This window comes from Plantactinospora soyae (assembly GCF_014874095.1).
Classification (GTDB): Bacteria; Actinomycetota; Actinomycetes; order Mycobacteriales; family Micromonosporaceae; genus Plantactinospora; species Plantactinospora soyae.
Map to the genome: position 1 here is coordinate 4,626,531 of NZ_JADBEB010000001.1, position 12,757 is coordinate 4,639,287.

A 12,757-nucleotide genomic window follows, 5' to 3' on the forward strand; every position below is an offset into this window, starting at 1 on the left:
GGCGGTTCACCCGCCGACGCGTCGGCAGGGCTCAGGAGGCGCCGGTCGGGGCGAACTCGTTGCTGAACCACTGGCTCGGGTCCTTGCCGGCCTCGATGAGCCCGGACCTGACCAACTCGTCGTACGTCTTCTGCCAGGCGGCGGGATCGGTCTGGAGCAGCTTGTCGGCGCCGCCGGCCTGCCAGGAGTCGACGTAGACGTCCATCGCCTGCTGGGTCACCTTCTGATCCTTGAGGCTGGCCACGTCGTACTCCGAGGAGATGCACTTCTTGGTCTCGGCGTACCCGTTGGCCTTGTCCGCGATGATCGCCTTCATCGAGGCGGCGACGCCCCGCATGAACCGGCGGATCTGGTCGGCCTTGGCCGGATCCTTGGCGTTGGCGGCCGAGGTGACGTAGTTGTTCGAGCCGGCCGAGGTCACCGTCGACGGGTCGAACACCACCGCGTCCGGCCGCTGTCCCTGCAGGGTGAACGCCGTGTCCAGGGAGACGACGTAGCCGTCCAGCTTGCGGCTCTCGACCAGGTTGAACACCGCCGGGGTCAGCCCGACGACCTGGCGCTTCAGCGCTTCGGGCTTCAGCCCGGCGGAGGCGAGCACCAGATCGAGGGTCACCTTCGTGGAGCCGCCGGTCGAACCCACGCCCATGGTCTTGCCGTTCATCGAGGCCGCCGTGTCCAGCGGACGCTCGCGGTGCGACACGACGCGCAGCGTCGAACCGCCCTTCTGTACGGCGCCGACGTTCACGATCGGCGCGCCGGTGATGATCGACTGCATGGTGTCGGTGTCACCGGGACGGACCAGCAGGCCGGTGCCGGCCATGACCGCCTGGACCCCGGCGGGAGCACCGTTGATGTACTGGAACTCGACGTCCAGCCCCTCCTTGGCGAAGTGGCCGCAGGTCTGGGCGACCAGTTCGGCCGCCCAGGTCAGCCCGGCGGTCGGCACGTTGGTCAGGAAGGTGACCTTCTGAAGTCCCTCGGTCTCGCCGCCCGCCTCGGAGCCGCCGCAGGCGGTCAACGCCAGCACCGCGCTCAGGCAGAGGGCGGCGCCCGCCCGGAACGCGTACCCACGCCGCCGAGCCGCCGGCGTGCCGGAATGATCCAGCACGGTCATATTCGGTCTCCTTCTCGAAAAGCCGAGGCGGTTCTGGTCGGCCCTCGCCGGTACCCGGCCCCGGTGGTCCCCGGCCGCCTGCGTGCACCCTGCACCCTTGTCAACCGGGCCCTCCGGCGCTAGCCTCCGTTCCGACATGCGGAACCAAGGTTCATCCCTCACTCGGGCCCTCTCCCTGCTCGACGCGTTCGACAAGGGCGACGGGGAGCTCACCCTGACCGAACTCGCCGACCGGGCCGGGCTGCCGAAGTCGACCGCGCACCGACTGGTCGGCGACCTCGTCAGGTGGCGGGCCCTGGAGCGTACGCCGAACGGACTGCGGCTCGGGATGCGACTGTTCGAACTCGGACACCTGGTGCCATCGCCCCGGGAACTGCGCGATATCGCCCTGCCTTATCTGGAGGATCTGCACACCACCACCCGCAAGACGGTGAATCTCGCGGTACGCGACGGGATCGACATCGTCTATGTCGAGAAGCTGCTCGCGCCGAACGAGCCGGTGCCGCACTCGCGGGCCGGCGGGCGGCTGCCGATGCACTGCACCGCGCTGGGCAAGGCGATCCTGGCCTACTCGACCCCGGGGCTGCTCGACGAGGTGGTGGCGGCGGGGCTGCGCCGGATGACCCCGAAGACCATCCAGGATCCGAAGGCGTTACGCGCGGAGCTGGCCACCGTACGCGAGCGCAGGATCGCGTACGACGTCGAGGAGTCCCGGATCGGGCTGCACTGCGTGGCGGCACCGCTCTTCGACCGCCGGGGCGAGATCGTGGCCGCCGTCTCGGTGACCGGGATGCAGAGCCGGTCCACGGCGCGGCAGCTCGCACCCGCCGTACTCACCGCCTCGCTCTCGCTGTCCCGGCAACTCGGCGCCTGAGCCTGCGGCCCGACGGCCGCATGCCGCTGCCGTTCCGGGGAAAGTCCGGGTAGAGCCCTTCACCGAAGACGCCCATCGCGAGGCAGGCCGGGGCGCGCTCGATACGGACAGGAGGCCGAAAATGGCCGTCAAGACGAAGGCGCGAGCGGGCGTCACGGAGATCCGGCCGTTCACGGTAGAGGTCCCGGAGGCGGAACTCGAGGCGTTGCGGGCGCGCATCGCGGCCACCCGCTGGCCCGAGAAGGAGACCGTCGGCGATGACTCGCAGGGCGTGCAGTTGGCGACGATCCAGGCACTCGCCCGCTATTGGCAGGAAGAGTACGACTGGCGCAAGGTCGAGGCGCGACTGAACGCGCTACCGCAGTTCGTGACCGAGATCGACGGCCTGGACATCCATTTCATCCATGTCCGTTCGAAGCACGAAGACGCGTTGCCGCTCATCGTCACGCACGGATGGCCGGGCTCGATCATCGAGCAACTGAAGATCATCGACCCGCTCACCAATCCCACGGCGCACGGCGCGAACGCGTCGGACGCCTTCCACCTGGTGATTCCGTCGCTTCCGGGCTACGGGTTCTCCGGTAAGCCGACCACCACCGGCTGGGATCCGGCCCACGTCGCGCGCGCCTGGACAGAGTTGATGCGGCGTCTGGGCTACTCGCGGTTCGTGGCGCAGGGCGGCGACTGGGGCGCGATGATAACGGACCTGATGGCGCTGGAGGCGCCTCCGGAACTGCTCGGCATCCACTCCAACATGCCCGGTGCCGTCCCGCCCGACCTTGACAAGGCGCTCCTGGCCGGCAATCCGCCGCCATCCGGCCTTCCGGCCGAGGAGAAGCACGCGGCCGACCAGTTGGCCTTCTTCTATCAGCGCATCGCCTACGCCCTCGAAATGGGAACGCGCCCGCAGACGCTGACCGCATTCGCGGACTCGCCCGTCGGCATGGCCGCCTTCATGATCGACCACGACGCGAAGAGTCTGGAGCTGATCTCGCAGGTCTTCGCCGGACAGCCCAGGGGTATCAGTCGAGACGACATACTGGACAACGTCACGCTCTTCTGGTTGACGAACACCGCGATCTCCGCGGCCCGGCTCTACGCGGAGAACAAGCTGCCCTTCCTCTCCGCCAAGGGCGTATCCATTCCGGTCGCCGTCAGCGCCTTTCCCGACGAGCTCTATCAGGCCCCGCGGAGTTGGGCGGAACAGTCGTATCCCAACCTCATCTACTACAACAAGCTCGACAAGGGCGGGCACTTCGCGGCCTGGGAACAGCCGCAGCTGCTGTCGGAAGAGCTTCGTGCCGGCTTCCGGTCGCTCCGCTGACGTCGCGCGTTCGAGCTCGCCTGCTCCGCCGGGACCGCCTGCTCCGCTGACGTCGCGCGTCCGAGGACGGGTGCCGGCGCGTCGGTCGATCAGGCCCGTTCCAGCATGTCCTTCGTGGTGTTGACGGAGACGGGGACGGGGTAGTCACCGGTCATGCACGCGGTGCAGAAGTCGTTCGGCTCGTCGCTGATGGCGCCGAGCATCCGGTCGAGTTCGAGATAGACCAGCGAGTCGACGCCGAGGTAGTCGCGGATCGCGTCCACGTCGAGGTTCGCGGCGATGAGGGTACTGCGGTCGCCGGTGTCCATGCCGTAGAAGCAGGGCCACCGGTAGGGCGGTGAGCAGATCCGCAGGTGGATCGCTGTCGCACCGGCCTCGCGCAGCATCCGCATGGTTCCCCGGAGCGTGGTGGCTCGAATGATCGAGTCCTCGACGACCACCAGCCGTTGCCCGGCGACGTTCTCGATGATCGGGTTCAACTTGATCCGGACCGCGTTGTCCCGCAGCTCCTGGGTGGGCGCGATGAAGGTCCGACCGATGTACCGGTTCTTGATCCAACCGTCGCCGTACGGGATGCCGGACTGCTGGGCGAACCCCTGGGCACCGGGGATACCGGACTCGGGCACCGGCACCACGAGGTCGGCGTCGACCGGTGCCTGCACGGCGAGCTGCATGCCCATCCGCTTGCGGGCGCCGTGCACGCCCTGCCCGCGCAGTACGCCGTCGGGCCGGGCGAAGTAGACGAACTCGAACGAGCAGAGCGTCGGGTTGATGGTGGCGGACGGGAAGGGGCGGACGGACCGGACACCGGACGCGTCGATGACCACCATCTCGCCGGGTTCGACCTCTCGTACCACCTTGGCACCCACGACGTCGAGGGCCGGCGTCTCCGAGGCGAGGACCCAGCCCTGCGGAAGCTGCCCGAGGAACAGCGGACGGAAACCATTGGGGTCCCGGACGCCGATCAGCCGGTCCTCATCCATGATCACGAAGGAGAAGGCGCCCCGGAGGCGGGGGAGCACCCGGGCCAGTGCCCGTTCGAGCGGGTCCGCGTCGCCGAGGGCATCCGGCGCGGCGAGTTCGGCGATCAGGTGTTCGGCGACCAGGTCGCTGTCGCTGCCGACCGTGCCCGGCGCCAGCCCCAGCTCCTGCGCCAGCTCGGGTGTGTTGACCAGGTTGCCGTTGTGCGCGAGGGCGAACTGGACCTCCTGGGCCGTCCGGTACGACGGTTGGGCATTCTGCCAGGCGCTGGCTCCGGTGGTGGAGTACCGGGTGTGCCCAATCGCCAGATGGCCCCGCAGCGCCTCGAGCCGGTGGTGGTCGAAGACGGTCGACACCAGACCCATGTCCTTGTTGACCCAGATCTTGGTGCCCTCGCTGACGGCCATTCCCGCCGACTCCTGGCCCCGATGTTGCAGGGCGTACAGGCCGAGGTACGTGATGTGCGAAACGGGCTGTTCCGGCGCCCGTACCCCGAAAACGCCGCAGGCTTCCTTGATTACGTCGCCGCCATCTCCCACTGGTCCGACTATACGGCCGACATGATCGTCGCGCCGGACGACGGGCAGGAGCCGGCGGTCTAGTTGTCGGTCCGGGGGAAGGGCGAGCCGCGCTCGCCGGGGTAGGCGCCGAGGGCATCCTCGTTGACCAGCACCCCGAGGCCGGGCTCGGTCGGCAGGCTCGCCCGACCGTTCGCCAGCACCGGCCCGCCGGAGAGGACCCCGTCCCGGAACGGGTTCTCCACCGAGCCGTCCGCCTCGAACACGCCGTCCCCACCGGCGGCGGAGAGCAGGTGCAGGGTGGCCGCGTGGTTCAGGACGCTGTGCGAGATGTGCGGCGCGAACCGGAGACCGGCGGCCCTGGCCAGCGCCGCGATCCGCAGCGCCTCGGTGATCCCACCGACCCGGCTCACATCCGGCTGCACGACGTCCAGGGCACCCCGGTCGATCCAGTCCGCGAACTCGTGCGCGCCGCCGAGGTTCTCGCCGGCCGCGACCGGCACCAGACCCCGCGCGCGGAGCGCCACGAACCGGGCCGGGGAGCCCGGGGCGTACGGCTCCTCCAGCCAGCCCACGCCGAGGTCGGCCAGGGCCGGCGCCACCCGGGCCACGTCGTACCGGTGCCCGAGGTTGGCGTCGACCATGATGGAGAGTTCAGCGCCGAACACCGCTCGGATGTGGCGTACCCGGGCGACGTCGCGCTCCGGTGAGTCGCCGATCCGGAGCTTGACCGCCTGCCAACCGAAGCTGTCGCGCATCCGCCCGACCTCCTCGGCCAACTCCGGCGGTGGCTGGAAGCCGAGGGTGAAGCCGCCGCCGTACAACGCGAAGTCGGTCGCCGAACCGCCCAGCAGATGATGCACCGGCTCGCCCTTGACCTTGCCCCAGGCGTCCCACATCGCGAGGTCGATGCCGCTGAGCGCGAGCAGGAACCCGCCGGACATCCCGGCCGAGAGGACGAACCGGGCGAACGTCTCCCGGTTCACGGCCTGGGTCTCGTGAACCTCCCGGCCGACCACCACCTCCTGCATGGTGCTGTTGACGATCTCCGCGACCGCGCTGCCGGCGTGCCCGTGGAAGGACTCGCCGTAGCCGACCGTGCCGTCCTCGCAGACCACCCGGACCAGTACGACGTCCCGGCGCAGCGCGCTGCCGAGGCTGAGTGGTCGCGGTCGGTTGTCGAAGCGGTAGCTGACGACTCGGGCGTCGAGACTGGTGATCCGGGGCACGGGAACTCCTGGGAATCGATCGGGAACGGGTGCGGTGCGGTGCGGGGTTCAGCCGCCCACCGGATGGGCCCGGATGGCCTCCTCGTCGGGTACGCAGCCCCAACCGGGCCCGGACGGCACGACCAGATGGCCGTCGACGATCTCGGGTACCTCGCTGAAGACCTCGTCCCGCCACGGCACCCCGTCGACGTCGTACTCCAGGACGGCGAGGTTCGGGGCCACCGCCGCGAGCTGCGCGCTCATGTACGTGAGCAGGTGACCGGCGTAGTTGTGCGGGGCGATGTTCAGGTCGTACGAGTCGGCCAGGTCGGCGACCCGGACGGCCTCCGGGAACCCGTTCCAGGCCACGTCGACGATCGGCACGTCCATCGCCCGCGCCTCGAAGAACGGCCGGTACGCCCGCGCGGTGTACAACGCCTCGCCGGAGGCGATCCGGACCGAGGTGTGCCGCCGCGCGGCGACCAGGGCGTACGGCTCGAAGGTGTCCACCTCCAGCCAGGACAGGTCGTACGGCTCCAGCGCCCGGGCCAGCCGGCCGATGCCCTCGCCCTTGACGTTGAAGTTGACGTCCAGCAGCACCTCGACATCGGGTCCGGCGCCGGCCCGGAACGCCGCGACGACCTCGACCACGTCCCGGAGGAACGAGGGCGTCAACTCCAGTTCCGGAAACCCGTCCCCGCCCCAGGCCGGTAGCCGCAGGGCGACTTGGCTGCCGTCGTACCCCATGAGGTTGGTCTTCAGGGCCCGGAAGCCGCGGTCGCGCACCTCCGCGCCCAGCGCCCGGATGTCGTCGAGGTCGCGCAGCGGGGGAGTGCCGAGCGCCTCGGACATCCGGATCCGGCCCAGCCCGCAGTGCGACCAGTAGAGCGGGATCCGGTCCCGCACCGGGCCGCCGAACAGCGCGTGCACCGGTACGTCCAGGGCCCGGGCCTTGGCGTCGAGCGCGGCGTTGACGATGGCGCCGATGGCGCGCTGGGTCAGCCCGCCGGCCGCCTCCCGGGTGGTCGAGTGCAGGGTCGCCTCGATCAGCCGGAGCTGTCCCGGATCTGCACCGACGACCCGCTGACCGAGCCGGGCGATGATCTCGCCCAGCGCGGTGCTGCCCAGTTGGTTGTCGGTGTATTCGGCCCATCCGGTGATTCCGGCGTCGGTGGACAGTTTCAGGAACGACCAGACGCGCGTTCCGGCCGCACAGTGCAGGCTCTCCAGGGCCGTGATCCGCATCCTCTTGCTCCTCGACTCGATGCCGGCATGAGTGTTAGGAAGGGGCCCTTCTTCTACAGAAAACGATAGGAAGGGGCCCTTCCTTACCTACTTGAGCCATTGGAGCGGGTCCTTGCCGCCGCCGAGCAGGCCGGCCTTGACCAGTTCCTGGTACGTCGCGGACCACCGGGCCGGGTCGGTCTGCGCCGCCGTCTCGACACCACCCGCGGTCCACGTCGTGACGTACGTGTCCAGGGCCGCCTTCGCGACGTCCGGGTTGGCGAACGACGGCACCTTGTACTTGCCGCTGATCAGCTTGATCGTGTCGGCGTAGCCGTCGGCCTTGTCCTCGGTGATGAACCTGATCGCCGATTTGATGGCCCGCAGATAGCGCTGGATCTCGTCCTGCCGCGCCGGGTCCTTCGCCTGCTCCGTCGAGGTGATGTACGCCTGGGTACCCGCCGCCGTGTACTCGGACGGGTCGAGCAGGATCGCGTCCGGGTGGTCCGCCCGTACCTGCAACGAGGTGTCCAGTGAGGTCATGAAGCCGTCGAGGCGACCGCCCTGGACCAGGTTGAAGGTGCCGGCGCTCAACCCGACCACCTGCTGCTCGACGTCGGTCAGCTTCATCCCCTGCGAGGCGAGCACCAGCACCAGAATGCCTTCGGTGGTGCCGCCCAGCGCGGACTGGCCGATGGTCTTCCCGCGCAGTTCGGCCGCGTTGGTGATCTGGTTCCGCTTGCTCGACACGACCCGGATGGTGGTGCCGCCCTTCTGCACCGTGCCGACGTTCACGATCTGGGCGTTCTTGTCGCCGATACTCCGCATGATGTCGGTGTCGCCGGCCCGGGTGAGCAGACCGTTGCCGGACATCACGGCCGCGATCGCCGGGGGTGTCCCGTTGACGTACTGGAAGTTGACGTCCAGCCCCTCGGCCTTGAAGTACCCGTTGGTGTCGGCGATGAGTTCCGGGGCGTAGGTCAGGCTCTCCAGCGGCAGCGTGTTGAGGTAGGTGACCTTCTTCAACCCGGTGTCCGTGGACTCCTGGGCCGCCGAACCGCCGCACCCGGCGAGCGCGAGGCTCCCGCTGAGCACCAGCGCCAGTGCGCCCCGGGCGCCGTACCGGCGGTGTGATCTGATCCGGCCGGCGGATATCAACTTGCTGAGCATGGCAATCTCCTAGGCGAATGTCCGGCTGCCCGCACCGGGTGAGGCGGCAGCCGACCGCGCGTACGGGGCAGCAGGAGCCCGGCGCGTGAGGGGTGGCAGTTCGGCGGAGTGCGGTGGTGCTGCCAGCACGCTCGCAGCCGACCCCGGAGCCCACAAGAAGCGGTTCCGGTATTCGGCACGCCTCGGGCCGCCGGGCCGCCGGCGGAGGCTTCAGCCCTGGTACGTCGGCGAGCCCGGCCCTGTTCGTCAGCGCGTCAGTCCCGGTGCGTCAGCGCGTTCGGTTCGGGCTCCGGACGGGCACCCGGAGGTCCTGCTGGAGGACCTTGGCGGTGTCGAGCAGTGCGGGAAGCAGCTCCCGGCGAATGCTCTCGGAACTGCCCCGGCTCACGTGCGCAGACAGGTTCATCGCGGCCGCGACGGACCCGTCCGGGCGCTGGATCGGCACCGCGATCGAGCGCAGCCCCTCCTCCAGTTCCTGGTCCACCAGGGCGAAACCCTGGGACCGCACCCGGTGCAGCGTCGACCGGAGTCGTTCGGGATCCGTGATCGTGCGCCGGGTCATCGGCCGAAGCTCGGTCCGGCCGAGATAACCGTCCAGCCACTGCTCGGGCTGCGCCGCCAGCAGTACCCGGCCCATCGAGGTGGCGTACGCCGGAAACCGGGTACCGACGCTGATCGCGACCGTCATGATCCGGTGGGTGGGTACCCGCGCGATGTAGACGACCTCGTCGCCGTCGAGCACCGAGACCGAACACGACTCGTGGACCTGCGCGACGAGCGACTCCAGATGCGGCAGGGCGACCTCGGGCAGATTCAGGCTGGAAAGGTAGGCGTACCCGAGTTCCAGGATCCGTGGCCGGAGTGCGAAGAGCCGCCCGTCGCTGCGTACGTAGCCGAGTTCGACGAGCGTGAGCAGGAACCGGCGGGCGGCGGCCCGGGTGAGGTCCGCGGCGCGGGCGACGTCGGAGAGGGTCAGCTCGGGATGCTCGGCGTCGAAGACCCGGATGACGGCGAGGCCACGCTCCAGCGACTGCACGAACTCCGGACTGCGGGACTGGGTCTCGGTCAATGGTCCACCATGGTCCTGCTCGGTCCGGACAGGGTCCCGCTGGTCGGAAGTGACCGCGTCGGCCGGCACCGCCCAGGGGACCGGTCGGCGTCGGTACCTCAGCGTAGACGGTCCGGCACCCTGGGTAAGGAATCCGAGGTCAGGGTGTCGCGTCGGGGATACGACGGAGCGGGCGATCGGGACCCGGGCGGAAGGGAGAGGGAGGGCCGGGGACCTCGGTCAGCCGGCGGCGACGGTCCGGTCGGCGTCGGTGGCCGCCTTCAACGCACGCAGCACCGTGAGTTCCGCTTCGCTGGGCGGCTCGTTGGTACGGAGGTCGTCGGCGACCACCAATGCCCAGCCCGTGGCCGCGCGGGCCTGCTCGACCGTCGCGCCCGGATGCAGATGCGTCAGCACCAGTTCCCGGGTCGACGGGTCGGGCCGGAGGATGCCGAGGTCGGTGATGACAACCTGGGGACCGGCGCCGCGCAGTCCCAGTTGTTCCCGGTCGCCGGGCCCGGAGCCGTAGCCGTACGAGGTGACGAAGTCGACGCGCTCGACGAAGGTGCGCGGACTCTGCCGCATGATGACGATGACCTCACGGCAGGACGCCGCGATCTCGGGTGCGCCGCCGGCCCCGGGCAGTCGTACCTTCGGGTTGGCGTAGTCGCCACCGATCGCGGTCGTGTTGATGTTGCCGTACCGGTCGAGTTGGGCGCCGCCGAGGAAGCCGACGTCGATGTTGCCCGGCTGGAGCCAGTAGTTGAAGACCTCCGGGACGCTGACCACCGCGTCGGCGGTGTCGGCCAGGATGCCGTCGCCGATCGAGAGCGGCAGCCGGTCGGGTTTGGCACCGAGGCAGCCGGACTCGTAGATGAGGACGAGCCGGGGCGCGTGGGTGGCGCGGGCCAGGTTGGCGGCCGTACTCGGCAGGCCGATTCCGACGAAACACGCGCTGCCGTTCCGCAGTTGGCGGGCGGCGGCGACCGTCATCATCTCGTCCGAGGTCCAGTCCTGGCTCATGCCGTCTCCTCGCTTCGCTCGTCGGCGTCATGAGCCTGTGAACTGAGCTGACCGATTCGCTCGCTGCGCTCGCTCATGCCGTCTCCCTGCTCTGCGCGCTCATGCATCCCTCCGGACGTCGAGGACGTGCTGTTCCATCCAGGTGCCGAACGTGTCGCGGTCGCGGCTGATCGCGTCCCAGGACTGGTAGAACTCGTTGTCGCGAACGGAGTAGCCCTGCGCGTAGGACGGATGGGAGCCACCGGGTACGAGCGCGACCGCGTTGACCGCCCAGGTCGGCAGCACCACCTGGTTGGGCGTCGGATCCAGGGAGTCGACGATCTCCTCGACGGTGACCAGCGAGCGTCGGGCGGCGAGCACCGCCTCCTTCTGCACACCGGTGATGCCCCACATCTGCACGTTGCCGGCCCGGTCGGCGCGCTGGGCGTGCACGACGGTGACGTCGGGGTTCAGTGCGGGTACCGCGGTGAGGACCTCGCCGGTGAAGGGGCAGGTGATCGGCTTGATGTTGCCGGTGTGCTTCGGCAGGTCGGTGCCGGTGTAGCCGCGGAGCACCGCGAACGGCAGGCCGGACGCTCCGGCGACGTACCGGTTGGCCATCCCCGCGTGGCTGTGTTCCTCGATTTCCAACGGGGTCGGCCAGCCGCGTTCGACGGCGTCCCGGAACCGGTGCAGCGAGCCGACTCCGGGGTTGCCACCCCAGGAGAAGACCAGGCGTCGCGCGCAGCCCATGCCGATGAGCTGGTCGTAGACGACGTCCGGGGTCATCCGGACGAGTTCCAGGTCGCGACGTCGCTGCCGGATGATCTCGTGACCGGCGGCGAACGGGATCAGGTGGGTGAACCCCTCCAGTGCCACCGTGTCCCCGTCGTTGACCAGTTCGGCCACGCCCTCGGCCAGCGAGACGATCTCAGCCATCCGTCCCCAGTCTCCTGATCACGTGTTGCCGCCGTGTCGAACGGCGACAGCAGCCGGTCAAGTCGTTCGTTTTGCGTACGGTTGTTCTTAGAACGAACGTAGCGTGGCCCCTCCGGCCCCGTCAACGGCGCCGCCGCGCGCCATCGGAATTTCCGACCGCCGATGCGGCGACGAGCCGTCGGTCAGAGCGCGTGCGAGAGGGCGAGGGCGCCGCCGTCGACCGGGAAAACCGCGCCGGTCATGAAGCTCGACGCGGGCGACGCGAGGAGCAGCGCCAGCCCCTTGATCTCCTCGGGATCCGCCATCCGGCCCAGCGGGATCGTGCGCGCCCACACCGCCTCCGACTCCGGCGTCCGGGGCCGCTTGCCGCCGATGTTCGTCCGGAACGGCCCCGGCGCGATGGCGTTGACCCGGATCTGGTCCGGTGCCAGATCCAGCGCCGCCTGCCGTACGACGTTGACGATCGCGGCCTTGGATGCGACGTACGGGTAGCCGACCATCGGATCGGCGCGGAGCCCGGCGGTCGACGCGGTCACGATGATCCGGCCGGACCGGCGGGGTCGCATCACCGAGGCGGCGGCCCGCATCGTGTTCAGCGCGCCGGTCAGGTTGACGCCGATGACCCGCTCCCAGTCGTCGAGCCGGACCCGTTCCAGTCGCCGGGACTCGGCGTCGGTCCGGGGTGCACCGGGGATGCCGGCGTTCACGAAGGCCACGTCGAGACGGTCGAACCGGTTCGCGGCCTCGGTGACCGCGGCCTCGACCGCGTCGGCGTCGGCGACGTCGCAGACGGCGTGCGCCACGGTGGCGCCACGGCCGGCGAGTTCGTCGGCCAGTCGGCGCAGCGCGGCGGCGTCCCGGTCGACCAGGGTGACGTTCGCCCCGGCGTCGGCCATCGCCTCCGCGATGGCCTGACCGAGGCCGCTCGCCGCCCCGGTGACCAGGACGTGGTGGTCGCGGATGTCGAAGACCCGGCCGAGGTACGCGGCACGGGCGTCGGATTCTGCCGTCTGGTCCGTCGATGTCATGATTTCGCTCCTTGCTCGATGCGCTGACCCGACCCGTTCGTCGACCGTCTGGCCGGTCCGTCCGCCGGTATCGCTCCGGACCCCGGCGACGGTCGCGACGCGGATCTGCGGGTCGCGACGCGGATCTGCGGGACCCGCCGGGCGGCGGGTGGGAACGCGGCGGATGGCAACGATGGCCGGGTCCGAGGGGCGGGTCGGGCCGGGGATGCCCGGTCGGGTGCACAGGCCCGGCCGGGGGTACGGGGCTCGCCCCGGTGCCGACCAGGGCGAGGTGATCCGGCCGTCGATCACGGCGGCGGGAATCGGGGCACGGTACCTCCACCGACC

The 12,757-nt window shown here is 69.9% G+C and carries 11 protein-coding genes; 2 read left to right on the top strand and 9 right to left on the bottom strand.

What is annotated here, in order from left to right; genetic code table 11:
* Positions 1 to 31: 31 nt before the first annotated feature.
* Entirely contained in the window at positions 32 to 1,114 is a 1,083-nt protein-coding gene (locus H4W31_RS20585) for an ABC transporter substrate-binding protein (RefSeq protein ID WP_192768154.1), read from the bottom strand.
* Positions 1,115 to 1,250: 136 nt separating this feature from the next.
* Between H4W31_RS20585 and H4W31_RS20590 the strand changes: the two genes are divergently transcribed.
* Both H4W31_RS20590 and H4W31_RS20595 read left to right on the top strand, forming a co-directional pair.
* Positions 1,251 to 1,988, top strand: coding sequence for an IclR family transcriptional regulator (locus H4W31_RS20590; RefSeq protein ID WP_192768155.1), 738 nt, complete (start codon positions 1,251 to 1,253; stop codon positions 1,986 to 1,988).
* 121 nt (positions 1,989 to 2,109) lie between these two features.
* On the top strand, positions 2,110 to 3,312 hold the full coding sequence (locus H4W31_RS20595) for an epoxide hydrolase family protein (RefSeq protein ID WP_192768156.1): 1,203 nt from the start codon (positions 2,110 to 2,112) through the stop codon (positions 3,310 to 3,312).
* Positions 3,313 to 3,401: 89 nt separating this feature from the next.
* Here H4W31_RS20595 and purF read toward each other — a convergent pair whose 3' ends face one another.
* The 8 genes from purF to H4W31_RS20635 form a co-directional block, all read right to left on the bottom strand.
* On the bottom strand, positions 3,402 to 4,832 hold the full coding sequence (gene purF / locus H4W31_RS20600) for an amidophosphoribosyltransferase (RefSeq protein WP_318783299.1): 1,431 nt from the start codon (positions 4,830 to 4,832) through the stop codon (positions 3,402 to 3,404).
* A 59-nt stretch (positions 4,833 to 4,891) separates the two neighbouring features.
* On the bottom strand, positions 4,892 to 6,040 hold the full coding sequence (locus tag H4W31_RS44315; protein WP_192768157.1) for a mandelate racemase/muconate lactonizing enzyme family protein: 1,149 nt from the start codon (positions 6,038 to 6,040) through the stop codon (positions 4,892 to 4,894).
* Positions 6,041 to 6,088: 48 nt separating this feature from the next.
* Positions 6,089 to 7,264 (bottom strand): mandelate racemase/muconate lactonizing enzyme family protein, encoded by a 1,176-nt coding sequence (locus H4W31_RS20610; RefSeq protein ID WP_192768158.1) that lies wholly within the window; start codon positions 7,262 to 7,264, stop codon positions 6,089 to 6,091.
* An 87-nt stretch (positions 7,265 to 7,351) separates the two neighbouring features.
* Positions 7,352 to 8,413: an ABC transporter substrate-binding protein gene (locus tag H4W31_RS20615; RefSeq protein WP_192768159.1), complete on the bottom strand. Its 1,062-nt coding sequence runs from the start codon at positions 8,411 to 8,413 to the stop codon at positions 7,352 to 7,354.
* Positions 8,414 to 8,681: 268 nt separating this feature from the next.
* The gene (locus H4W31_RS20620) at positions 8,682 to 9,482 is read right to left on the bottom strand and encodes an IclR family transcriptional regulator (protein WP_192768160.1); all 801 of its coding nucleotides are present in this window, start codon (positions 9,480 to 9,482) and stop codon (positions 8,682 to 8,684) included.
* A gap of 219 nt (positions 9,483 to 9,701) precedes the next feature.
* A complete protein-coding gene (locus H4W31_RS20625; RefSeq protein ID WP_192768161.1) occupies positions 9,702 to 10,484 on the bottom strand; it encodes a CoA-transferase subunit beta in 783 nt (260 codons plus the stop codon).
* Between the two features lie 99 nt (positions 10,485 to 10,583).
* On the bottom strand, positions 10,584 to 11,402 hold the full coding sequence (locus tag H4W31_RS20630) for a CoA transferase subunit A (protein ID WP_192768162.1): 819 nt from the start codon (positions 11,400 to 11,402) through the stop codon (positions 10,584 to 10,586).
* A gap of 182 nt (positions 11,403 to 11,584) precedes the next feature.
* Complete coding sequence (locus H4W31_RS20635) at positions 11,585 to 12,430, bottom strand: SDR family NAD(P)-dependent oxidoreductase (RefSeq protein WP_192768163.1); 846 nt, start codon at positions 12,428 to 12,430, stop codon at positions 11,585 to 11,587.
* Positions 12,431 to 12,757 lie beyond the last annotated feature (327 nt).

Coding starts and splice junctions, on each gene's coding strand:
- H4W31_RS20590 (WP_192768155.1), top strand. CDS start 1,251: ATGCGGAACCAAGGTTCATCCCTCACTCGGGCCCTCTCCCTGCTCGAC.
- H4W31_RS20615 (WP_192768159.1), bottom strand. CDS start 8,413: ATGCTCAGCAAGTTGATATCCGCCGGCCGGATCAGATCACACCGCCGG.
- H4W31_RS20635 (WP_192768163.1), bottom strand. CDS start 12,430: ATGACATCGACGGACCAGACGGCAGAATCCGACGCCCGTGCCGCGTAC.
- H4W31_RS20585 (WP_192768154.1), bottom strand. CDS start 1,114: ATGACCGTGCTGGATCATTCCGGCACGCCGGCGGCTCGGCGGCGTGGG.
- H4W31_RS20625 (WP_192768161.1), bottom strand. CDS start 10,484: ATGAGCCAGGACTGGACCTCGGACGAGATGATGACGGTCGCCGCCGCC.
- H4W31_RS20630 (WP_192768162.1), bottom strand. CDS start 11,402: ATGGCTGAGATCGTCTCGCTGGCCGAGGGCGTGGCCGAACTGGTCAAC.
- H4W31_RS20610 (WP_192768158.1), bottom strand. CDS start 7,264: ATGCGGATCACGGCCCTGGAGAGCCTGCACTGTGCGGCCGGAACGCGC.
- H4W31_RS20595 (WP_192768156.1), top strand. CDS start 2,110: ATGGCCGTCAAGACGAAGGCGCGAGCGGGCGTCACGGAGATCCGGCCG.